18 protein-coding genes and 1 other annotated feature are annotated in these 22,509 nt (G+C 44.0%); of the genes, 2 read left to right on the top strand and 16 right to left on the bottom strand.

The window, feature by feature from the left end:
* Nucleotides 1-177: 177 nt before the first annotated feature.
* Nucleotides 178-1,161: a cation diffusion facilitator family transporter gene (locus PG418_RS02995; protein WP_055155642.1), complete on the top strand. Its 984-nt coding sequence runs from the start codon at nucleotides 178-180 to the stop codon at nucleotides 1,159-1,161.
* A gap of 51 nt (nucleotides 1,162-1,212) precedes the next feature.
* On the opposite strand, the gene PG418_RS02990 is transcribed toward PG418_RS02995, so the two are convergent.
* From PG418_RS02990 to der, 4 genes are all read right to left on the bottom strand, one after another.
* Nucleotides 1,213-3,663 (bottom strand): cation-translocating P-type ATPase, encoded by a 2,451-nt coding sequence (locus PG418_RS02990; RefSeq protein ID WP_349123048.1) that lies wholly within the window; start codon nucleotides 3,661-3,663, stop codon nucleotides 1,213-1,215.
* 84 nt (nucleotides 3,664-3,747) lie between these two features.
* On the bottom strand, nucleotides 3,748-4,758 hold the full coding sequence (locus tag PG418_RS02985) for an NAD(P)H-dependent glycerol-3-phosphate dehydrogenase (RefSeq protein WP_173689841.1): 1,011 nt from the start codon (nucleotides 4,756-4,758) through the stop codon (nucleotides 3,748-3,750).
* 6 nt (nucleotides 4,759-4,764) lie between these two features.
* Nucleotides 4,765-5,415, bottom strand: a complete 651-nt coding sequence (gene plsY, locus PG418_RS02980; protein WP_055155645.1) for a glycerol-3-phosphate 1-O-acyltransferase PlsY — start codon at nucleotides 5,413-5,415, stop codon at nucleotides 4,765-4,767.
* A gap of 1 nt (nucleotide 5,416) precedes the next feature.
* A complete protein-coding gene (der, locus tag PG418_RS02975; RefSeq protein ID WP_498837036.1) occupies nucleotides 5,417-6,745 on the bottom strand; it encodes a ribosome biogenesis GTPase Der in 1,329 nt (442 codons plus the stop codon).
* A 172-nt stretch (nucleotides 6,746-6,917) separates the two neighbouring features.
* Between der and PG418_RS02970 the strand changes: the two genes are divergently transcribed.
* Entirely contained in the window at nucleotides 6,918-8,090 is a 1,173-nt protein-coding gene (locus tag PG418_RS02970) for a ribose-phosphate pyrophosphokinase (RefSeq protein WP_008374954.1), read from the top strand.
* A 259-nt stretch (nucleotides 8,091-8,349) separates the two neighbouring features.
* Here PG418_RS02970 and PG418_RS02965 read toward each other — a convergent pair whose 3' ends face one another.
* From PG418_RS02965 to PG418_RS02910, 12 genes are all read right to left on the bottom strand, one after another.
* The gene (locus tag PG418_RS02965; protein ID WP_055155646.1) at nucleotides 8,350-8,712 is read right to left on the bottom strand and encodes a type II toxin-antitoxin system HicB family antitoxin; all 363 of its coding nucleotides are present in this window, start codon (nucleotides 8,710-8,712) and stop codon (nucleotides 8,350-8,352) included.
* Nucleotides 8,696-8,953, bottom strand: a complete 258-nt coding sequence (locus PG418_RS02960) for a toxin HicA (RefSeq protein WP_055155647.1) — start codon at nucleotides 8,951-8,953, stop codon at nucleotides 8,696-8,698. Before PG418_RS02960 ends, PG418_RS02965 begins: the two co-directional genes overlap by 17 nt.
* Nucleotides 8,954-9,089: 136 nt before the next feature.
* The gene (gene aroB, locus PG418_RS02955) at nucleotides 9,090-10,148 is read right to left on the bottom strand and encodes a 3-dehydroquinate synthase (RefSeq protein ID WP_498837035.1); all 1,059 of its coding nucleotides are present in this window, start codon (nucleotides 10,146-10,148) and stop codon (nucleotides 9,090-9,092) included.
* 28 nt (nucleotides 10,149-10,176) lie between these two features.
* Nucleotides 10,177-11,190, bottom strand: a complete 1,014-nt coding sequence (gene aroF / locus PG418_RS02950; protein ID WP_008374949.1) for a 3-deoxy-7-phosphoheptulonate synthase — start codon at nucleotides 11,188-11,190, stop codon at nucleotides 10,177-10,179.
* Between the two features lie 102 nt (nucleotides 11,191-11,292).
* Nucleotides 11,293-11,563, bottom strand: a binding site (T-box leader).
* A 78-nt stretch (nucleotides 11,564-11,641) separates the two neighbouring features.
* Nucleotides 11,642-12,511: a shikimate dehydrogenase gene (locus tag PG418_RS02945; RefSeq protein WP_008374948.1), complete on the bottom strand. Its 870-nt coding sequence runs from the start codon at nucleotides 12,509-12,511 to the stop codon at nucleotides 11,642-11,644.
* A 278-nt stretch (nucleotides 12,512-12,789) separates the two neighbouring features.
* Complete coding sequence (gap, locus tag PG418_RS02940; RefSeq protein ID WP_498837034.1) at nucleotides 12,790-13,815, bottom strand: type I glyceraldehyde-3-phosphate dehydrogenase; 1,026 nt, start codon at nucleotides 13,813-13,815, stop codon at nucleotides 12,790-12,792.
* Between the two features lie 221 nt (nucleotides 13,816-14,036).
* Complete coding sequence (locus PG418_RS02935; protein WP_498837033.1) at nucleotides 14,037-15,197, bottom strand: phosphoglycerate dehydrogenase; 1,161 nt, start codon at nucleotides 15,195-15,197, stop codon at nucleotides 14,037-14,039.
* 1 nt (nucleotide 15,198) lies between these two features.
* Entirely contained in the window at nucleotides 15,199-16,281 is a 1,083-nt protein-coding gene (serC, locus tag PG418_RS02930; protein ID WP_022220362.1) for a 3-phosphoserine/phosphohydroxythreonine transaminase, read from the bottom strand.
* 47 nt (nucleotides 16,282-16,328) lie between these two features.
* Nucleotides 16,329-18,020: a biosynthetic-type acetolactate synthase large subunit gene (gene ilvB, locus PG418_RS02925; protein ID WP_022220361.1), complete on the bottom strand. Its 1,692-nt coding sequence runs from the start codon at nucleotides 18,018-18,020 to the stop codon at nucleotides 16,329-16,331.
* Between the two features lie 28 nt (nucleotides 18,021-18,048).
* Nucleotides 18,049-19,719 (bottom strand): dihydroxy-acid dehydratase, encoded by a 1,671-nt coding sequence (gene ilvD / locus PG418_RS02920; RefSeq protein ID WP_008374941.1) that lies wholly within the window; start codon nucleotides 19,717-19,719, stop codon nucleotides 18,049-18,051.
* 103 nt (nucleotides 19,720-19,822) lie between these two features.
* The gene (leuB, locus tag PG418_RS02915; RefSeq protein WP_342999655.1) at nucleotides 19,823-20,908 is read right to left on the bottom strand and encodes a 3-isopropylmalate dehydrogenase; all 1,086 of its coding nucleotides are present in this window, start codon (nucleotides 20,906-20,908) and stop codon (nucleotides 19,823-19,825) included.
* A 142-nt stretch (nucleotides 20,909-21,050) separates the two neighbouring features.
* Nucleotides 21,051-22,367, bottom strand: a complete 1,317-nt coding sequence (locus tag PG418_RS02910; protein ID WP_498837032.1) for a Na+/H+ antiporter NhaC family protein — start codon at nucleotides 22,365-22,367, stop codon at nucleotides 21,051-21,053.
* Nucleotides 22,368-22,509 lie beyond the last annotated feature (142 nt).

Genomic DNA, 22,509 nt, shown 5'->3' with positions numbered 1-22,509 from the left:
CGGGCTTTCCCCGGTTTAGAACAACTATACTGCCAGTTCACTTTTACTTTCTTGCCATCAATTTCAAAATCGGGTATGATAAATGGTAACAAAAAAGCGTATTACAGGCACGTAATGCCTTTCATTTATCAGAAAATCCTATCGGGATTTTCTTACAGTCAAAAAAGGAGGTATCCTATGCACGTAGGAAGAAAAGCACAAAAAAGAGAAAAAAAAGCCATGTCTGTCTCCCTGTACGGGAATCTGTTTTTCGTTATCGTTGAGATCGTCATGGCAATCTACACCAGTTCCCAGGCAGTTCTTCTGGACGCAATCTATGACGGAGTCGAGTTCTGCATGCTCCTGCCGTCGCTTTTTCTGATTCCGCTACTTTACAAGCCATCCAATGAAAAGCACCCGTTCGGTTATATGCAGATTGAATCTATGTTTGTCGTTGTCAAGGGCATTACCATGACTGGCGTTACCGTCGGGCTGATCCTGAACAATATCGAAATCATGATCCATGGTGGCAGAAAAGTCGCTTTTGATACCATTGCCTGGTTTGAATTATTTGCATTTTTTCTGGGAATTACCGTATCCATTTATCTCAAATATAAGAATCGTCTGATGGATTCCCCACTGATCACAATGGAAATGGAAGGCTGGGAGATCGACAGTATTGCCTCTTTCGGTATGGCAATTGCCTTCTTTCTTCCGGTTCTGCTGCCTTTTCCATGGTTCAGACCCATAACACCTTATCTTGACCAGATCATTACCGTCACCCTGTCCATCTTTATGCTGCCGACGCCGATAAAGACGGTAATAACCGGACTTCGGGATCTGTTCCTGATCCCGCCGGAGGAAGAGACTGTTGATGAAATTAAAGAAACGATCGAACCTGTCCTAAATGCCTATGGTTACAAAAAACTCTACTATGACATTCTCCGTACCGGAAGAAAGCTCTGGATCAGTGTTTACATCACCTTTGACAAAGATCTGGTTTCCATTACCCGGTTTAAGATTGTACAGAATTTCTGTATCCAGGCTCTTGCGAAAAAATATACGGATTTTTATTTTGAACTTCTGCCGGATATTGTGTTTACCACGGATGATGAGGCATTGACCAATCATATCGTAAACCAGTCGGAAGAAGTGGATCAGAATGCAAAATTTGCAGACTGAATTATCTGATCCTTATTCTTTAAAAATACTCATTTTCCAAGAAAAGCTGCCTTAAACGGCAGCTTTTCCTTTAAATTCTTTGATTGGATTCTTGATAAATTTTATGTACTGCTTTCTCAGCCATTCGATCAGCTTCGTCAGATACCGAAGTACCGGCTCGGTCGCAATAGAGAATATTACAAAAAGCATAATGCATTTTCTGGACATTCCCGTAATCGCAAATAACTGTGGCAGGAAGATACTGCATCCTAACAGTCCGATCACGCATCCGATCCAGACGATCATACGCAGTGCATTCATCGGCTGGCAGATCCGGTAAAGGATCATGAATCCGACAATTGCAAGCAGCATCGTCGCCGCCGTAGAAATATCTTTGGATGCAACTCCGAACGTCTGTCCAAATACAACCAGCGCACCAACCGCAAATACATCCGTAAGTCCTGCCGGAAGTGCCTTTAAGAACACATTGGTCAGGAAGTGTCCCTTAATGATATCCCGGTTCGGCTGCAGTGCCAGGAAGAATGCCGGAATACCGATCGTATACATGCTGATCAGCGATACCTGGGATGGCTCCAGCGGATAGGTAATCATAAAGACTGCCGAGAAAATTGCAAGCAGGAAGGAAAAAATATTCTTCACCAGGAACAGACTTGCTGAACGCTGAATGTTATTGACAACTCTTCTTCCTTCCAGAACAACCTCCGGCATCCTTGAAAAATCGGATTCCAGAAGTACCACCTGGGACGCCTGGACCGCCGCATCGCTTCCTGATGCCATCGCCACCGAACAGTCTGCATCCTTCAGGGCAAGTACATCATTAACACCATCACCGGTCATAGCGACCGTCATTCCCTGCTTTTTCAGTGCCTGCACAAACTGTCTTTTCTGTTCCGGGATTACCCTTCCGAAGACCGTATATTTGCTCACCGCAAGGGCAATATCTTCTTCGGTCTTTAATGTTCCCGCATCCACGTAATTCTCTGCGCCTTCAATTCCGGCCTGCTTCGCAGTCTCCGATACGGTGATCGGATTATCACCCGAAATAACTTTTATCGCAACACCCTGGTCCGCAAAATATTTGAAAGTCGCAGGCGCTTCTTCCCTGACTTTATTGAGAAGGAGGACATAACCAAGCGGCGTTACCGTTCCAGTCAGCGGCTTACCATCCGGCTCTCCATCATAGCTTCCAAATACCAGTACACGGAACCCCCTGGACGTATACTGTTCTATTCTTCCCTGATACTTTGTATAATCCTCACGCAGGACAAATTCCGGTGCACCAAGAACATATGCCTGATCTTTGAAAATTACTCCGCTGTATTTGACCGTGGAAGAAAAAGGAATCACTTTTTCCGGCACTTTATCTGAATGCTCTGTAAAATGTTCTTGCATCGCATGCATCGTGCTGTTATCCGCGTCCATTCCTTTGACAAAATCGCCGATCATCCGGTTCAGATCCGGCATCTTTTCTTCGTCATAGGCCTTGGCTTTCACCACTTCACTGACACACATACTGTCTTCTGTGATCGTACCTGTCTTGTCAACACAAAGCACATTTACCCGCGCCAGAGTCTCGATACTCTTCATATCATGGAGCAATACCTTTTTCGATGCAAGACGCATTGCACTTACCGCAAGTGCCACGCTTGCAAGAAGATATAATCCTTCCGGGATCATGCCGATCACTGCAGCAACCATGGAGATAATACTCTGCCGGAAGCTGTCGTGATTATAGAAATAACTCTGCACAAACAAAATGATTCCTATCGGGATCAGTGCGATTCCGACCATTTTTACCAGCTTATCCAGGGAACGGATCATCTCCGACTGTTCCCCCTGCTGCATGGATTTTGCTTCCAGAGTCAGCTGTGAAATATAGGAATCCGCTCCAACCTTGTCCAGGCGTGCATGACAGCTTCCTGATACCACAAAACTACCTGACATCAGACGGTCTCCACGCTTTTTCGTGATCTCATCAGATTCACCGGTAAGTAAAGATTCATTGACCTGAACCTCTCCAGCCTCAACAACCGCATCTGCACAGATCTGGTTCCCTGCACGAAATACAACAATGTCGTCCACAACCAGCTGATCCGCCTCCAGATTCAGCGATACCCCTCCACGGATTACTTCCGCGTGCGGTGCATTCAGCATGGTCAGCCTATCCAGTACTTTCTTGGAACGGATCTCCTGAATGATCCCGATCAGTGTATTGCAGATGATGACTGGCAGGAATGTCAGATTTCGAAAAGAACCTACCAGGCACAGCAGAATCGCCAGAATCAGAAAAATCAGGTTGAAATAGGTAAATATATTATTATGAACAATCTCTTTTGTCGTAAGTCCCGGTGGAGCAACCTCATCATTAGTCCAGCCATTCTCTTCCCTTATCCGGATCTGCTCGGGATTAAGACCTACCCGGTAGTCCGGAACCACACGCTGGATCTCGCCTCGAACGACTTCTTCCTCTTGTGTTTCTTTTTCTTTTTTTCCGAATTTCATACAAAAAATCCTCCTGTATACACGCCATTATACGCCTATACGGAAGGATTTTCCATTAAGACTTTATGAAATTTCTTTGAAACTTTAATCCCACGGAAGGTTACTGTATTCGCTGCGCCCGTCACGCATCATCAGTTCACTTACCGCATCCTTTGCGGGTTTGCCTTCAAAAAGTACCTGATTGACCTTTTCCACGATCGGCATGGATACCTCATATTTTTCAGCCAGCTCTCTTGCCGCTTTTGCTGAATACACACCCTCAACTACCATCTTGACCTCAGCCATCGCTTCTTCCATCGTCATTCCCTCACCGATCAGAACACCTGCCTTACGGTTACGACTGTGCTTACTTGCACAGGTGACGATCAGATCACCGATTCCGGTAAGTCCGGTAAAGGATTCCAGCTTTCCGCCCATCTTTACACCAAGTCTTGTGATCTCCGCAATTCCTCTGGTGATCAGTGCAGCTTTGGTGTTATCCCCGTATCCTAGTCCATCTGCAACTCCGGCTGCAAGTGCAATTACATTTTTCAGAGAACCACCAAGCTCAATTCCTTTAATATCCGGGCTTGTGTAGACACGGAATACATCATTCATGAAAATTTTCTGCAGATAAATGGCGGTTTCTTCTGTCTCTGCTCCGACTACAACCGTTGTCGGAAGTTCGCGGCTTACTTCTTCTGCGTGACTTGGACCAGAAAGAACAGCTACATTTGCCTGCGGAATCTCTTCTTCAATCTGCTCAGAAAGTGTCTTTAAAGTACCCTCTTCAATTCCTTTTGCCACATTGACCAGAATTTGCTCTTCCTTTACATACGGGCACATTTTCTTCGCCGTAGCTCTGGTTGCCATAGACGGAACTGCAAGAACGACCACATCTTTTCCTTCCACACTTCCCTGCAGATCTGTTGTGATCTCGATCTCCTCCGGAATATGAACGCCCGGAAGCTTACTTGGATTTTCCCGCTTTTCTCTGATCTCATCTGCTTCTTCTTTTAAATAAGACCAGATGGTTACATGATGTCCGTTTTTATTCAGTACCAGGGCCAGAGCCGTTCCCCAGCTTCCTGAACCGATAACTCCGATTTCTGCCATAAATTATTACCTCTTATTTTTCTTTTTTGAAAAACTGATCTTGCTCTCTGTACCATTTCTCAGACGTCCGATATTCGCACGGTGACGGATAAATGCAGAGAGGACAAAAAGTGCTCCGATTCCATACATTTCAAACAGATACTTCTGCGCCATTCCAAACATTCCCATCTGTCCGTCAACAACGAGTCCGACAAGGAACAGTACGGAAATCACCAGCGATCCCAGTGATACATAACGTGTCACGGCAACAATTACGATAAACACGATCAAACATACTGCCGCAATCCGAATATCTGTAGATAAGATCATACCTGCCGTAACTGCAATTCCCTTTCCGCCCTTGAACTTCAGATAGAATGGAAAATTATGTCCGAGCACTGCCCCAAAACCTGTATACAGCGAAAGGAGCGGTAAAATATCTGCGTGAGACTGTCCGTAAATTCCGCGGACCACCAGAACTGCGATCACGCATTTGAAGCAGTCACCTAGCAGGGTGATCATTCCGGCTTTGATTCCCATGGTGCGAAGTGCATTGGTAGAACCTGCATTTCCGCTTCCCATCTTGCGGATATCTACCCCCTGAGTTTTTCCATAGAAATAGCCGGTCTGAAACAGACCAAATATATAGCCGATCAGCAAACATACAAGACGTTCCATCTTATTTGTCCTTCTCCTTTCTCTCCCTGATAAAGAATTTAAGAGACGTTCCACGGAAGCCAAACGCTTCACGGATCTTATTCTCCAGATATCTCGTATAAGAGAAATGCATCAGTTCTTTATCATTTACAAAGATGACAAATGTCGGCGGTTTGACCGCTACCTGGGTAATATAGTAAAGTTTCAGCCGTTTTCCCTTATCTGACGGTGGCTGCTGCATTGCAACAGCTTCGGTCATGATCTCGTTAAGGACACCCGTAGCCACACGGAGTGTCTGGTTCTCAATAACGGTGTCGATCATGTCAAAGAGCTTCGGAAGTCTCTGGCCTGTCAGTGCAGACACATACATGATCTCTGCGTAAGGCAGGAAAGACAGCACCATCCTGATCTGATGCTCATATTCCCTCGTGGTCTTATCGTTCTTTTCAATGGCATCCCATTTATTTACAACGATGATGACACCTTTTCCACGCTCATGTGCGATTCCTGCGATCTTGGCATCCTGCTCGGTTACTCCTTCTGCCGCATCGATCACAACCAGGACCACATCCGCTCTTTCTACTGCCGTAACTGTACGGATAATACTGTAGCGCTCCAGTTCCTCTTTGATCTTATTCTTACGGCGAAGTCCTGCTGTATCAATGAATACATACTCTGTTCCATTGTGCACTACTTCCGTGTCAATGGCATCTCTTGTAGTTCCGGCAATATCGGATACGATCACACGGTCTTTTCCGATCAGACGGTTGATGATCGAAGACTTCCCAACGTTCGGCTTCCCAACGATTGCAACTCTCGGACGGTCATCTTCCTCTTCCTGGCCTGCCCCTTCCGGAAAATGTGCCAGAACCTTATCCAGCATATCTCCGATTCCAATTCGTTCCGATGCTGAGATCGGAACCGGATCTCCGATTCCCAGATTATAAAATTCATACACATCCGGCATCATCTTGTTAAAATTGTCCACTTTATTGACAACAAGGATGACTGGCTTGTGGGAGCGGCGGAGCATATCTGCCACTTTTGAATCGGAATCTACAAGTCCCTGCTTTACATCTGTCATAAACAGGATCACATCTGCAGTGTCAATGGCGATCTGTGCCTGCTCTCTCATCTGGGAGAGGATCACATCACGGCTGTCCGGCTCGATTCCACCGGTATCGATCAACGTAAATTCTTTATCGAGCCAATTCACTTCTGCATAAATTCTGTCGCGGGTAACACCCGGCGTATCTTTAACGATTGCTATCTTTTCTCCTGCCAGTGCATTAAAAAGCGTCGACTTTCCAACGTTCGGCCGCCCTACAATGGCAACAACTGGTTTACTCATATTTTCTTCCTCCTGATATTTATTCGGAATTCTGCTTCTATATCATACTAGATTTCTTCAAAAAATGCAATTTTTTAACGCCTCTTTCTTGTCATTGCTTTTAAATAATGGTATAAAAGATAAGTAAGATTAGATAAAAAGCACTTAAAACGCTTATTATAAGGAGGCACTCATGACAAATATCGAACTTATGGAAAAAGCTCTTCCGACAGCACCACTTAAAATTGCTGCCCTGGAAAGCTGCAAGGATCTGGCAGAAAAAGTGGATCAGTACATCGTATCGTTCCGCAAAAATTCTCTGCATGATTTTCTGGATCCTGCAATCTATTCATCTTATGAAGCAGATTCTTATCTTGCAAAGAACAGTTGCCCACGTTTTGGTTCGGGGGAAGCAAAGGGAATGTTTGGCGAAAGTATCCGCGGAAAAGATCTCTTTATTATGGTGGATGTCTGCAACTACAGCCTGACATACACAGTAAACGGACATATCAATCATATGTCACCGGATGATCACTATCAGGATCTGAAGCGTATCATCTCCGCTTCTACAGGAAAGGCACACCGTGTAAATGTAATTATGCCATTCCTTTACGAAAGCCGCCAGCACAAGAGAACCAAACGCGAATCTCTAGACTGTGCAATGGCTCTGGAAGAATTAACCGCAATGGGTGTATCTAACATTCTTACATTTGACGCACATGATCCGCGTGTACAGAATGCGATCCCACTCAATGGTTTCGACAGCTTCAACCCTCTGTATCAGTTCATCAAAGCTCTGTTTAAAGCAGAACCGGATCTGAAAGCAGACAAAGACCATCTGATGATCATCAGCCCGGATGAAGGTGCAATGCAAAGAGCCGTATACTTCTCCAACGTACTCGGTGTTGATATGGGTATGTTCTACAAACGCCGTGATTATTCTACCATCGTAAATGGTAAAAATCCGATCGTTGCACATGAATTCTTAGGTGACGATGTACATGGAAAGACCGTTATCATCATCGATGACATGATTTCTTCCGGTGAAAGTATGCTGGATGTTACCAGGCAGTTAAAAGACCGCGGTGCTGAGCGTGTATTTGTATGTACTACTTTTGGTCTCTTCACAGAAGGTCTTGACAAGTTCGATGAATATTATGAAAAGGGCTATCTGGACAGACTGATCACAACTAATCTGACCTATCTGCCTCCTCAGCTTCATGATAAACCGTATTTCATTGAAGCAGATATGAGTAAGTTCCTTGCACTGATCATTGATTCGATGAATCATTCTACATCTATTAGTGCGGTTATGAATCCGACGGATAAGATTCATGATTTGCTTGCGAAGAGAAATATGAGATAAATTTTGTTGGCGGGATAGTAAGGATATATTAGCGAACAGACGCCGCAAAAGAACCATAAAACAGGACAGCTTCCTTTGTGCAAACCATTCCGATGAGCCTCTGAAAGCGAAAATCGTGTTCAGCAATGGCTTCCACGATTTTTGAGTCTCATCTCCATTGCACAAAAATGGAATCTGTCCTGTTTTATGGTTCTCTTGCGGCTGTTTGTTAGTATATTTTTACTTTTCCGGCAAACAACAAGCTCTTTTTTATATCATATTATTTTGAAAATACTGCATCATTTTTTGTAAGAAGATATATACAGTATTGATTCATACTAATTCCTTCTTTTTGAGAGTGTTCTGCTAGAGATCTATGGAGACTTCTTGGAATCCTTAATTTGAACTGTCCAGAATAATTTTCCAAGCTGTCTGGTTCATATATCTCAATTCTTTCTTCTAATGCTGCTTCAATCCAAATTCTTTTTGCATCTAATGCATTTTGCACTGCACTTTCTATTGTCTCGCCACAGGTAATACACCCTGGCAAATCTGGATATGAAACTACAAATCCACCTTCCTCTTCATCCTCTACAATTTCCATTCGATAAGGCATTTTCATATATTCATTCAGCGTTTTCATCTTTCCTCGTCTCACTTTCTACTATCTGTCTTACCATTTCTACATATACTTTTTTGATCGGTTCATGCTTTGGTATTGTAACTGGCATACAGCCACACTTTCTGAATGTATAATGACTGCTTCCTCCCTTGGGCGAATTCATTTCATCACCATAGCTTTCCAACACTTTCCGCAGTTCATCAAACCGGATGTCTTTTGATAAATTACATATCTGCATTATCAGTTTATCCCATTTTGACATTATTTATCTCTCCTTTTATTATGAATGGTGTCATATATGGTGTCAAGCTATTATGGCATATGCGCAGAAATTAACTAAAATGCCGTAAAACCAATATCTTTCATGGTTTTACGGCATTCTTATTTATCGTATTTACTTATACTGTCCTATCCCCATCAAAGAATTCCTGTCCGGTCGGGTATGTATAGGAATCTCCGATTTCATGGAGAAGGACGACTTTTAATTTATTATTCAGTGTTTTTTTATCCAGCTTGATTGCTTCGGTAAGCTGTGGGAGTGGGACATCGGCTTTTACCGGAAGTTTATAAGCTTCCAGGACTTTACGGATGTGCTCGGCTTCGCCTTTTTTGGTGAGTCCTTTCTCTTCAGCAATCTTTGTGATCTGGTACATTCCGATGGCTACGGCTTCACCGTGGCTTTCTCTTTCATAGTGGAAGTGCTGCTCAATGGTGTGGGCAAGGGTATGTCCGAAGTTCAGGAGAATCCTCTCTCCGGTATCAAACTCGTCTTCTTCCACAACGCGGCGTTTGATATCGACACAGGTTGCGATCACATCAGTTAAATGCTCTTTCAGATTCTCATAGCATCCGCATTTTTCCAGAAGCTCAAAAAGCTTGCGGTCTTTGATGCATCCGTATTTGATAACCTCCCCCATGCCATCCGTCACATAACGCTCCGGCAAGGTTTCCAGCACATCCGGATCGATCAGTACCATCTTCGGCTGATAAAAAGCACCTACCAGGTTCTTACCCTGTGGAAGATCGACTGCAACTTTTCCACCAACAGAAGAATCTACCTGTGCAAGAATGGAAGTTGGAATCTGTACGAACTTGATTCCTCTAAGAAAGGTCGCTGCCACAAATCCGGCAAGGTCTCCTACCACTCCACCGCCAAGTGCAACGATCAGGTCTGTTCTGGAAATCTTTGCTTCCAGAAGAGAACTGTATACCCCCGGAAGGGTTTCGAATGCTTTTGACGGTTCTCCATGTGGAATCACGGTTTCCGCACACTCATATTTTTCAGAAAGATTTTTCTTAAGCGCTTCTCCGTAATAAGAATAAACTCTGTCATCGGAAATGATCATGATCTTTGATCCCTGATATACTTCCGCTATTCTTTCTGCCGCTTCTTTCAGAATTCCTCTTTCAATATAGATCGGATAGCTGTGTTCCTTTAAATCTACCGTCATTTTCATCGTTTTGTTCCTCCCAGGCTGCTGTTTTTTACATTTCTTTACCGACTGCTTTTGCGATTCCGGTAATCTCTTTTAACAGTGTATCATATTTTTCCGGTTTCAGCGACTGTGCTCCGTCACAAAGTGCCGTTTCCGGACTGTTATGTACTTCGATGATCAGCCCGTCCGCTCCTGCTGCAACTGATGCTTTTGCCATCGGATCAACCAGCCACCATTTTCCTCCTGCGTGGCTCGGGTCTACAACTACCGGAAGATGGCTGAGTTTTCTTACTACCGGAATAGACTGAAGATCCAGTGTATTTCTGGTATAAGTCTCGAAGGTACGGATTCCTCTTTCGCAGAGGATAACATTTGGATTTCCAGATGCCATAATGTATTCTGCTGACATCATCCATTCTTCGTAAGTTGCATTAAGTCCTCTCTTCAAAAGGATCGGTCTCTTTGTCTGTCCGAGCTGTTTTAACAGGTCATAGTTCTGCATGTTACGTGCACCAATCTGGATCAGGTCTACCTTTTCATCGAAGATTTCCAGATATTCCGGTGACATCAGCTCTGTTACGATCGGAAGCCCTGTCTCTTCTCTTGCTGCACATAAGATTTCCAGACCTTCAAGGCCCAGTCCCTGGAATGAATATGGGCTTGTTCTCGGCTTGAATGCACCACCACGGAGCATATTTGCACCGGATGCCTTAACAGCCTTTGCGATCTCGATCACCTGCTCTTCTGACTCCACAGAACAAGGTCCGGCGATCAGTGCCAGATGTCCGCCACCAACTTTGACACCAGATACATCTACGATGGTATCGTCCGGATGGAATGCACGGTTTACAAGTTTATAAGGTTCCTGTACATGCATAACTTTCTCAACAGAAGAGTCTACTTCGAAAAGCTTTGGATCCACACGGACCGTATCGCCGATACAGCCGATAATTGTAAGATCCTCACCTTTTACAGTATGTACTTCCAGTCCCTTTGCACGGACCATATTCTCAACTCGTTTTACGTTTTCATCACTTGTTCTTGGTTTTAATACGATAATCATAATCTTTTTCCCTTTCTCTTCTCTCTACTAATCATCGAATATGTCTTTTAGAAGTTCCTTCGGAATTTCCTATGAAACAAAAAACCCCCGTCTTCTGTAAAAACAGAGGACGAGAGTATTATATACTTCGTGGTTCCACCTCATTTTACAATTGTCTCACGACAACTGCCTCGTCAGGTACGTCGTTCATAACGGTTATACCCTTGCAGATAACGGCTGCTACCGGAAATACCTATTAACAATTCTTCAAAAGAATGCATTCAGTATCCTACTCCAAGAGGAATTCAATATAATCTTCGGTATCCTTCTTCCACCGATAAAGGACTCTCTGTGACGTCTTATTATATTTACTACTTCTTTTCATTGTATTTTGATAGTAGAATATGTAATTTTTAAAATCTATAGCTTATGTTACACGAATCAATAGGCTTTGTCAATCATTTTCAGCATATTAACGTGAGAAATATTTTTCTTTGATAATATCAACCGGCATTTCTTTTCCTGTCCAGAGTTCAAATGATGCAGCACCCTGATATAACAGCATATTCAGACCGTTCAGTGTCCGACATCCTGCTGCTTTTGCTTTCTTCAGAAATAACGTCTCTTCCGGATTGTAGATTACATCAAATACAAACAGATCTTTTCTGAACACACTGTCATCTGTGATGATACATCTGTCTGTCTTCGGTGCCATACCGATAGAAGTTCCGTTTACCAGAATTGCACTTTCTGCGATCTCCTTTTTGAGGACTTCCGGGTCAGAGAAGTCATAGAGGTTGATCTTGCAGTCTGTCTTCTCATGAAGTTTCTCGATTGTCTTCTCCGCACGTGTGAAGAATTCATCACGGATGTTGAATACCGAAATCTCTGCTACTTTGTCAAGTGCTGCCTGGATCAGAATCGCTGCTGCGGCTCCACCCGCTCCAAGAAGTGTCATTTTCTTGCCAATGATATCAACGCCTGTCTCACTGACTGCACGCATGAATCCAATTCCGTCTGTCGTATAACCTGTCAGGACACCGTTATCATTTACAACAGTGTTGACCGCCCCACCGATCTCAGATGCCGGTGAAAGTTTATCAACCAGTGAGCACATCAGATTCTTGTCAGGCATAGTCAGGTTGAATCCTCTGACTCCCATGACTTTCAGACCATCTACTGCTGTCTTTAAGTTATCTGTTCCAACATCAAATGCCAAATATGCGTAATCCAGCTCCAGCTGGCGAAATGCCTCATTATGCATCATTGGGGAAATGCTGTGTGCTACCGGACTCCCCAGTAATCCGGTAAGGACTGTATGTCCTGTAATCTCGTATGCCATTATCTCTTCCTCCTGCGTTACATTTTCACACTGTAAAGTGCTACTTTTGTCCTTTATCATACCATATTTTTCAAAATACGCAAGTATCGTTATAAAAAAGACGATATTTTCTGCCTTTGAAAAAACATTTTGAAAAATTTTGAATACCAAATCAGAATGAATGTTCCTATGTAACAAAAAGAGTATCACGTTTCTTCTTGTTCACGTGATACTCTTTCTTTCATGGCTTCTGACTGTTACTGTTGATATACGTTTTACTTTTTCATTTACAATCTGTTTTATTTTACACCATGGTCCACCTGGTACATATGCGAAATCATGCGGAAGATCTGACTGGTATATCCCCATTCATTATCATAAAAACTGATCAGTTTGAAAAAATGACCGTTTACCTGGATTCCTTCCCTTGCATCAAAAGAGGATGCGTGATTATCTCCGATAAAATCGGAAGAAACAACTTCATCATCCACATAATCCAGAATCTCCTTAAGAGTTGTTTCGGAAGCTTCCTTCATTTTCTTACAGATATCTTCATAAGTGGCTTCTGTCTTCAACGCGACATTCAGATCCACAATGGATACATCTGAAGTCGGTACACGATAAGAAATTCCATTCATACGGTCCTTTAACGCCGGAATAACAAGTGAGATTGCTTTTGCAGCTCCTGTTGAAGATGGGATCAGATTTCCGAATACAGCACGACCTGTACGCCAGTCTTTCAGCGAACGGCAGTCAACTACCTTCTGTTTTGCTGTAGCTGAATGGATGGTAGACATCAGACCATACTCTATTCCATAATTATCCTCCAAAACCTTACAGATCGGTGCAAGACAGTTTGTTGTGCAAGATGCATTTGAAACGACCTGCATAGATGACTGATAAAGTTCATGATTCACGCCCATTACAAATGTCGGTGTGTCCTGATCTTTAGCCGGTGCAGAGATGATCACTTTCTTTGCTCCACCCCGGATATGTGCCATTGCTTTTTCTGTCGTACAGTAAGCACCTGTCGCATCTATAATGTATTCTGCTCCACACTCTCCCCACGGAATGTCAGCAGCATCATTTTCTGAATACACTCGGATCTTCTCGCCATTTACAACAATTCCATCCTCATATTTTTCCAGACTTCCCTGGAAACGTCCAAAGATCGAATCGTAACGGATCATATAAATCATATAATCCAGATCTGCGTTTCTCACATTGATCCCACAAATTTTAAATTTTTCCGGCTGATTGATGGCAATGCGGAATGCAACTCTTCCAATACGTCCAAATCCGTTTATGCCGATTGTTATTGCCATATTAAATACCTCCCTGTATATGACATATTGATACTCTTTGTATCTTCTTTCCTTGCAATAACAGTCCGCCACAATCTATTGCGAGTGTAACACACTTTTTTTTGAAATGCTACCGAAATGGCAGTAATTAATCATTTAACAGGATTCTTATTTTTTTAACAGGATTCTTATTTTTTTAACAAAAAAGGATGCGCTTTTCCAAACGCACCCTCTGTCATTTTTTATGCAATTACTCTGACTTTCAGAACACCCTCGATCATTTCCAGACCTTTTATCACGTCTTCTGCCACATCATTATCCACATCGATCATCGTATATGCATAGCTGCCACGGCTCTTATTCGTCATATCATCGATATTGACATTATCCTTTGCCAGAAGCGCAGTAAACTGACCGATCATGTTCGGAATATTCCTGTGCAGAATCGTAATTCTTGTCTTATCCCTTACCCCCATATCGCATGCCGGGAAGTTGACAGAATTATGGATATTTCCATTTTCCAGGAAATCTTTCAGCTCTTCTACTGCCATCTTTGCACAATTGTCTTCTGATTCAGCAGTTGACGCTCCCAGATGCGGAATAACAATCGCATGCTTCACTCCTGCGATCTCCGGTGTCGGAAAGTCAGTTACATAGCGTCCGACTTTTCCACTAACAAGTGCATCCACAATGTCTTCACTGTTCACCAGTACATCTCTTGCAAAGTTCAGGATCACAACGCCCTCTTTCATCAGACTGATGGCATTCTTATTGATCATACCCTTTGTATCTTCCAGTGCCGGTACATGGATTGTGATATAATCACACTCCTTGTAGATCTCATCTACATTCTTAGTGTGATGGATACTTCTTGAAAGTCTCCATGCAGAATCTACAGAAACATATGGATCATAGCCATACACTTCCATCCCAAGATGCGTAGCCGCATTCGCAACCAGGACACCGATTGCACCAAGACCGATCACACCAAGCTTCTTTCCCTGGATCTCACAGCCTGCAAATGCTTTTTTCGCTTTTTCTGCATCTTTGGCAATATTGCCATCCTCTTCGTTCTCCTGTACCCAGTTGATACCGCCAAGGATATCTCTGGATGCAAGCAGCATACCGGCGATCACCAGCTCTTTTACACCATTAGCATTTGCCCCTGGTGTATTAAATACAACGATTCCCTGTTCCGCACATTTGTCCAGTGGAATATTATTTACACCGGCTCCGGCACGGGCAATCGCTTTTAAATCTTTATCAAATTCCAGTTCATGCATTCCGGCACTTCTTACAAGTACCGCATCTGCTCCTGCCATCTCACCGGCAAGTACATAGTCATCACTGAATTTCTCCAGTCCAACAGGAGAAATCGGGTTTAAGCAAAAATATTTATACATATTACAGATTCTCCTCCTCAAACTTCTTCATAAATGCAACAAGGGCTTCCACACCTTCGTATGGCATTGCGTTATAAATACTTGCACGCATACCCCCAACAGTACGGTGTCCTTTCAGATTCTCAAGACCTGCTTCTTTTGCCTCTTTTACAAATTTGGCATCCAGCTCGTCACTGCCTGTCACAAATGGTACATTCATAAGAGAACGGTCTTTCTTTTCTACCGTACCTTTGAACAGTTTGCTCTGATCCAGGTAGTCATAGAGCAGTTTGGCTTTCTTTTCGTTGCGTTCTTTCATAACTTCCAGTCCGCCCATCTTTTTGAGCCATTTAAATACCTTACCGCAGATATAGATTCCGTATGCCGGCGGTGTATTGTAAAGAGAACCTGCGTCTGCATGTGTCTTGTATGTAAGCATGGTCGGTGTTCCAGGAAGTACATCCTCTGTAATCAGATCTTCACGGATGATCGCGATAACAACACCCGCTGGTCCGATATTCTTCTGGACTCCGCCATAGATGAGACCATATTTTGTCACATCTACAGGCTCAGACAGGAAGCAGGATGATACATCCGCTACCAGTGTCTTGCCTTTCGTGTTCGGAAGTTCCTTGAATTTGGTTCCGTAAATTGTATTATTTTCGCAGATATATACATAATCTGCATCTTCATCAACCGGCAGATCCGAACAGTCAGGAATGTACGAAAAGGTTTTATCCTCGGACGATGCGATCTTATTCACCTTTCCATATTTGGATGCCTCGGCAGCTGCCTTTTTAGCCCACTGCCCGGTAACAATATAATCCGCTACTTTGTTCTTCATCAGATTCATTGGAATCATTGCAAACTGCTGGCTTGCGCCACCCTGAAGGAACAGTACTTTGTAATTATCCGGGATTCCCATCAAATCACGAAGATCCTGTTCAGCGGTTTCAATGATTTCAGCAAAAGCTTTCGAGCGATGACTCATCTCCATAACGGACATTCCACATCCTTTGTAATCCAGCATCTCATCTGCTGCTTCTCGTAAAACTTCTTCCGGCAGTACTGCCGGTCCTGCTGAAAAATTGTAAACTCGTTTCATATTACTCCTCCATTCCTGCTCTGCGTATCTGTCGCTGCATATGTTTTTTAGTTTGTCTGCTGTTTTTCCTGCAGATCCTTCTCGTCAAAAGCTTCACTGATCGGAGCACCCGGAGCAACCATCGGCCATACCTTGTCATCGCTGTCGATCTGGCAGTCAATCACCACCGGACCGCCTGCATTTAAAGCAAACTTAAATGCATCTGCGAATTCTTCTCTGGTCGTAGCTCTTACCGCTTTCGCCCCCATCGCTTCTGCGAGTTTCACAAAATCTACTGCATCATTCAGAACAGTTGCTGAATAGCGCTGTCCGTAAAACAGATTCTGCCACTGTCTTACCATACCAAGCACATGGTTGTTCACTACAACCTGGATGATCGGAATGTTATAACGCGCCGCTGTTGCAACTTCATTCATATTCATACGGAAGCATCCGTCTCCGGCGATATTGACTACCGTCTTCTCCGGTCTGCCCATCTTGGCTCCGATTGCGGCTCCAAGACCGTATCCCATGGTTCCAAGACCACCTGACGTAAGCAGTGTTCTCGGTTTTGTGAATTTATAATACTGCGCTGCCCACATCTGATGTTGTCCAACTTCTGTGACGATGATCGCATCACCTTCTGTCTGTTTGTAAATCTCTTCGATCACATACGGACCAGTCAGACTTTCCGGATGATAGGCAAGCGGGTATTTTGCTTTATATTCCTGGATCTTTTTGATCCATTCGGTGTGTTCCTGCTGTGGCAGTTTTTCATTAACTGCCGCAAGCACTTCTTTGATATCTCCAACCACACCTTCATCGATAATGACATTCTTGTTCATCTCTGCCACATCAATATCAAACTGGAGAATTTTTGCATTACTTGCAAATTTATTTGGATTACCTGTGACACGGTCGGAGAATCTTGCACCGACTACGATCAGAAGATCGCTTTCACTGACTCCAAAGTTCGATGTCTTGGTACCATGCATACCAAGCATTCCTGTATAAAGTTCATCAGTTCCCGGAAATGCACCTTTTCCCATCAGGGAATCACATACCGGACACTGTACCTTGTCTACGAATGCACGGAGTTCTTCACTTGCATCAGATAATATAGCTCCGCCTCCGACGAATACAAACGGACGCTTTGCTTCTTCGATCATCTCTACTGCCTTGTCAATATCTTCCATGCAGATTTCTTTTTTGTATTTTACGATTGGCTGGATTTTGACAGGCTCATACTCTGCTTTATTGCCTGTCACATCTTTCGGGATATCGATCAGCACCGGTCCCGGTCTTCCGGACTGTGCAATCTCAAACGCCTTGCGGATCGTCTTTGCAAGATCATTGACATTCTTCACAATAAAATTATACTTTGTGATCGGCATCGTAATACCGGTAATGTCAATTTCCTGGAAGCTGTCTTTTCCAAGAAGCGGTACCCCTACATTACAGGTGATCGCAACGATCGGAATAGAATCCATAAATGCGGTCGCGATTCCTGTTACGAGATTTGTTGCTCCAGGTCCACTGGTTGCAAAACACACCCCAACCTTACCAGTGGCACGCGCATATCCGTCTGCCGCATGAGAAGCTCCCTGCTCATGCGATGTAAGGATATGTCTGATTTCATTACTATGCTTATATAATTCATCATATACATTTAAAATTGCACCGCCCGGATATCCGAATACGGTATCCACGCCTTGCTCTTTTAAACACTCTATCAGTATTTCTGCACCATTTAACTGCATTGTACATTCCCCTTGTCCAGATTTTATTTTATTTGTGTGGAACTTCCAGAACTGCTCCACGGTTTCCTGAAGTTACCATTGCTGCATATCTTGCAAGATATCCTGTTGTAACTTCCGGTTCTCTTGGCTGCCATTTTTCTTTTCTTCTTGCAAGTTCTTCATCTGAAATTCTTGCATTTAATTTCAGGTTCGGGATATCGATCTCGATGATATCGCCTTCCTCGATCAATGCTACCGGACCACCGACTGCCGCTTCCGGTGATACGTGTCCGATAGAAGCTCCACGGGATGCACCGCTGAAACGGCCGTCTGTAATAAGTGCTACCGATGAACCAAGTCCCATACCTGCGATTGCAGAAGTCGGATTCAGCATTTCCGGCATACCAGGACCACCCTTTGGTCCGACGTAACGGATAACTACAACATCTCCCGGATGGATATCTCCGCCTTTAATTGCCTTGATTGCATCATCTTCACATTCAAATACTCTTGCAGGTCCTTCATGTACCAGCATTTCCGGTACAACTGCAGAACGTTTTACAACACTGCCATCCGGTGCGATATTACCTTTGAGGACTGCAAGTCCACCCGTCTGGCTGTATGGATTGTCGATCGGACGGATTACTTCCGGATTTTTGTTTTCGCATCCTGCGATATTTTCTCCAACTGTCTTTCCGGTTACTGTCATGCAGTCTGTGTAAAGAAGACCTTTCTTATTCAGCTCGTTCATAACAGCATATACACCACCCGCTTCATTCAAGTCTTCCATATATGTCGGACCTGCCGGTGCAAGGTGACAGAGGTTCGGAGTCTTTTCGCTGATTCCGTTTGCAAAATCAATCTCAAAATCCATACCGATCTCATGTGCGATCGCCGGAAGGTGAAGCATACTGTTGGTTGAGCATCCAAGTGCCATATCAACAGTAAGGGCATTTAAGATGGCTTCTTTTGTCATAATGTCTCTCGGACGGATATTTCTTCTGTACATTTCCATTACCTGCATACCTGCATGTTTTGCAAGACGGATTCTTTCTGAATATACAGCCGGAATTGTTCCATTTCCCTGAAGCCCCATACCAAGTACTTCTGTCAGACAGTTCATGCTGTTAGCTGTATACATTCCGGAGCATGATCCGCAGGTAGGACATACTTTATTTTCAAATTCACATACATCACATTCGTCCATTGTTCCTGCTGCGTAGGATCCAACTGCCTCGAACATGCTGGAAAGACTTCTCTTCTGTCCTTTTACATGTCCCGCAAGCATTGGTCCGCCACTGACGAACACTGTAGGTACATTAATACGGGCTGCTGCCATCAAAAGACCAGGTACATTTTTATCACAGTTCGGGATCATAACAAGGGCATCAAACTGATGCGCCATTGCCATTGCTTCTGTCGAATCTGCGATCAGATCTCTCGTTACCAGAGAATACTTCATACCGATGTGTCCCATTGCAATACCGTCACAGACTGCAATCGCCGGGAACATGATCGGTGTTCCACCTGCCATGGCAACTCCCATCTTTACTGCATTTGCAATTTTATCCAGGTTCATATGTCCCGGAACGATTTCGTTATAAGAACATACGATTCCGACAAGCGGTCTCTCCAGTTCTTCTTTTGTAAGACCAAGCGCATTGAACAATGATCTGTGCGGCGCCTGCTGCATACCTGTTTTTACATTATCACTTCTCATGATTTTATAATCCTCCTGTAACTTTTGGCTCTATTCTATTACAGTTCCGTCCTGCTTCTCTTTCCCCATAGCAGTACGGAACTGTATCTTTCCCAATCCTTGACTATCGAATTCTTTCGCAGATCAGATCTCCCATCCGGGCTGTTCCAACCTTTGTACATCCGTCTGACATAATATCCCCGGTTCTGTATCCATCTTTTAACACCTGGGAAACTGCTGCTTCAATCGCATCTGCTGCTTTATCCTGATCCAGGCTGAAACGAAGCATCATTGCTGCTGAAAGAATTGTTGCTATCGGGTTTGCAATTCCCTGTCCTGCTATATCCGGTGCCGAACCGCCACTTGGTTCATACAGTCCAAACCTGGTTTCATTCAGACTTGCACTTGCCAGCATTCCGATCGAACCGGTTACCATGCTTGCTTCATCAGAAAGGATGTCTCCGAACATATTCTCTGTAAGAATGACATCAAACTGCTTCGGATCTTTTACAAGCTGCATTGCACAGTTGTCAACCAGCATATGCTCCAGTGTAACTTCCGGATAATCTTTCGCAACTTCTTCTACTACTTTTCTCCAGAGTCTTGAAGAATCCAGTACATTCGCCTTATCGACGCTTGTCACTTTCTTTCTTCTCTTCATTGCAATGTCAAACGCGCGGATCGCAATCCTGCGGATCTCATCCTCATTATAGGTAAGTGAATCGAATGCAGTCATCACACCATCCACTTCTTCTGTCTTCCTCTCTCCAAAATAAAGACCGCCTGTCAGTTCACGCATGATCATCAGATCAAATCCGCCTTCTGTAATCTCTTCTTTCAGAGGGCATGCACCCTTCAGTTCATTATACAAAACTGCCGGACGCAGATTTGCGAACAGGTTCAGTTCTTTTCTGATCTTCAAAAGACCGGCCTCCGGTCTCTTTGACGGTTCCAGCTTATACCACGGGGAAGTCTTTGCATCTCCTCCAATGGATCCCATCAGTACGGCATCACATGCTTTTGCTTTTGCTACCGTCTCATCTGTAAGCGGGACTCCATGTACATCAATGGATGCGCCCCCAAGAAGCAGCTGTTCATAAGAACAGTCAAATCCGTATACCTCTCCTGCTTTATCAAGAACCTTCATCGCTTCCGTTACAATCTCCGGACCGATTCCGTCACCTTTAATTACTCCGATTTTCAGGCTCATCTTTGTCATTCCCTTCTATGTATCTGTGATTTTTGTACCATTTTTTGTTCCAAAAATCTGTTAAACACTATAATACCGTATTTTTCGTCAGGTTTCAACCCTTTAATCTGTAAAAGTATAAAAATCCAGAGTGAACTCTGTTTTATTTTCCTGTTTTCTGTGGAATCACAAAGATAAAGATCAGCGAACTGACAAACAGCATTCCCGGATAAAAAAGCTTCGGAATGATCTGAAATGCAGAAATCTCACCGCCGAGCTCATGCACTGCCGAAATTGCCACCAGCATCTGCGCACCATACGGGATCACCCCCTGTGAAATACAGGAAAAAGTATCCAGAAGGGAGGCCGTCTTTCTCGGTGTGATCTGATAATCGTCTGCCATTTCCTTTGCAATTGGATTAGCCATCACAATTGCTACGGTATTGTTCGCTGTTGCCACATCCAGGAGCGCTACCAAAATACCAACACCCAGCTGACCACTTTTCGATCCCTTAAAGACACGGTGGATCACATCCAGCAATACATCAAAGCCACCATTTTCCCGGATCAGCGCACACATTGCAGCAACCAGCACCGCCACCATACAGGTTTCAAACATCCCGGATACACCTGATCCCATGGCAGCAAGCATTTCATACGGTGTTACCTGCCCCATTGCAAGCATGATCACCGCACCGGACACAATTCCCGTCAAAAGTACCAGAAAGACGTTGAACCCTGCGATCCCGCCGACCAGCACCAGCACATACGGAATGATCTGCATCAGATTGTATTCGTGCGTAACTGCCGTTCCGATCTCTGCCCGGAAAGAGCTGATCAGGATCAGAATCAACGATACGATCGCCGCCGGAAGTGCAATCCAGAAATTTTCCCGGAATTTATCTTTCATCTCACATCCCTGCCCGTTGCAGGCAGCAATTGTTGTATCTGATATGAAAGAAAGATTGTCCCCGAACATGGAGCCTCCCATCACCGATGCCACGCAAAGTGCCAGGGAAAAACCGGACGTCTGCGAAACTGCCGCCGCAATCGGAGTCAGAAGGGTGATCGTCCCAACCGAAGTTCCCATTGCTGTTGAAACAAAACATGCAACCACAAACAGAACGGCAACCGCAAACCGTGCCGGGATGATCGATAGCATAAAATACGCCACACTCTCTGCACTGCTTCTTCCAACCACTCCCACAAAAGTTCCCGCCGTCAGGAAAATCAGCAGCATTGTGATAATATTCTTATCTCCGATTCCCCGTCCCATGATCTCCAGCTTCTCATCAAAGCCAACCTTTCTGTTCTGCAGACACGCGACCAGGAGTGCCGCCAGAAACGCCACTACGATCGGTACATTATAAAACCCCATTGGAATTTTCATTATGTATTCAAATAAAATACCCAGTCCCAGATAAAATATCAGAAATACACCGACCGGCAAAAGTGCTGCACTTTTTCTTCTTTTTTCCATATATTCACCTCTCATCTGCTTCTATTGCTTCCCGGATCTTCCCAAAAACTTTTCCATATCCGGAAAACAAACAGCAATATTTCTCCTTATCATAGCATATCCTTCTCTTTTCCCGCAATAAGGGAAATACAGGAAGTTCCCG

Origin of the sequence: Bariatricus sp. TF06-38A, assembly GCF_027690675.1 — a bacterium.
GTDB lineage: Bacteria > Bacillota > Clostridia > Lachnospirales > Lachnospiraceae > Allocoprococcus > Allocoprococcus comes.
This window is presented reverse-complemented; position numbering and strand designations above follow the sequence as displayed.

What these genes read in the sequence shown, in the direction of transcription:
- PG418_RS02995 (WP_055155642.1), top strand. Translation starts at nt 178, where the DNA reads ATGCACGTAGGAAGAAAAGCACAAAAAAGAGAAAAAAAAGCCATGTCT.
- PG418_RS02990 (WP_349123048.1), bottom strand. Translation starts at nt 3,663, where the DNA reads ATGAAATTCGGAAAAAAAGAAAAAGAAACACAAGAGGAAGAAGTCGTT.
- PG418_RS02985 (WP_173689841.1), bottom strand. Translation starts at nt 4,758, where the DNA reads ATGGCAGAAATCGGAGTTATCGGTTCAGGAAGCTGGGGAACGGCTCTG.
- plsY (WP_055155645.1), bottom strand. Translation starts at nt 5,415, where the DNA reads ATGGAACGTCTTGTATGTTTGCTGATCGGCTATATATTTGGTCTGTTT.
- der (WP_498837036.1), bottom strand. Translation starts at nt 6,745, where the DNA reads ATGAGTAAACCAGTTGTTGCCATTGTAGGGCGGCCGAACGTTGGAAAG.
- PG418_RS02970 (WP_008374954.1), top strand. Translation starts at nt 6,918, where the DNA reads ATGACAAATATCGAACTTATGGAAAAAGCTCTTCCGACAGCACCACTT.
- PG418_RS02965 (WP_055155646.1), bottom strand. Translation starts at nt 8,712, where the DNA reads ATGAAAACGCTGAATGAATATATGAAAATGCCTTATCGAATGGAAATT.
- PG418_RS02960 (WP_055155647.1), bottom strand. Translation starts at nt 8,953, where the DNA reads ATGTCAAAATGGGATAAACTGATAATGCAGATATGTAATTTATCAAAA.
- aroB (WP_498837035.1), bottom strand. Translation starts at nt 10,148, where the DNA reads ATGAAAATGACGGTAGATTTAAAGGAACACAGCTATCCGATCTATATT.
- aroF (WP_008374949.1), bottom strand. Translation starts at nt 11,190, where the DNA reads ATGATTATCGTATTAAAACCAAGAACAAGTGATGAAAACGTAAAACGA.
- PG418_RS02945 (WP_008374948.1), bottom strand. Translation starts at nt 12,511, where the DNA reads ATGGCATACGAGATTACAGGACATACAGTCCTTACCGGATTACTGGGG.
- gap (WP_498837034.1), bottom strand. Translation starts at nt 13,815, where the DNA reads ATGGCAATAACAATCGGCATAAACGGATTTGGACGTATTGGAAGAGTT.
- PG418_RS02935 (WP_498837033.1), bottom strand. Translation starts at nt 15,197, where the DNA reads ATGTATAAATATTTTTGCTTAAACCCGATTTCTCCTGTTGGACTGGAG.
- serC (WP_022220362.1), bottom strand. Translation starts at nt 16,281, where the DNA reads ATGAAACGAGTTTACAATTTTTCAGCAGGACCGGCAGTACTGCCGGAA.
- ilvB (WP_022220361.1), bottom strand. Translation starts at nt 18,020, where the DNA reads ATGCAGTTAAATGGTGCAGAAATACTGATAGAGTGTTTAAAAGAGCAA.
- ilvD (WP_008374941.1), bottom strand. Translation starts at nt 19,719, where the DNA reads ATGAGAAGTGATAATGTAAAAACAGGTATGCAGCAGGCGCCGCACAGA.
- leuB (WP_342999655.1), bottom strand. Translation starts at nt 20,908, where the DNA reads ATGAGCCTGAAAATCGGAGTAATTAAAGGTGACGGAATCGGTCCGGAG.
- PG418_RS02910 (WP_498837032.1), bottom strand. Translation starts at nt 22,367, where the DNA reads ATGGAAAAAAGAAGAAAAAGTGCAGCACTTTTGCCGGTCGGTGTATTT.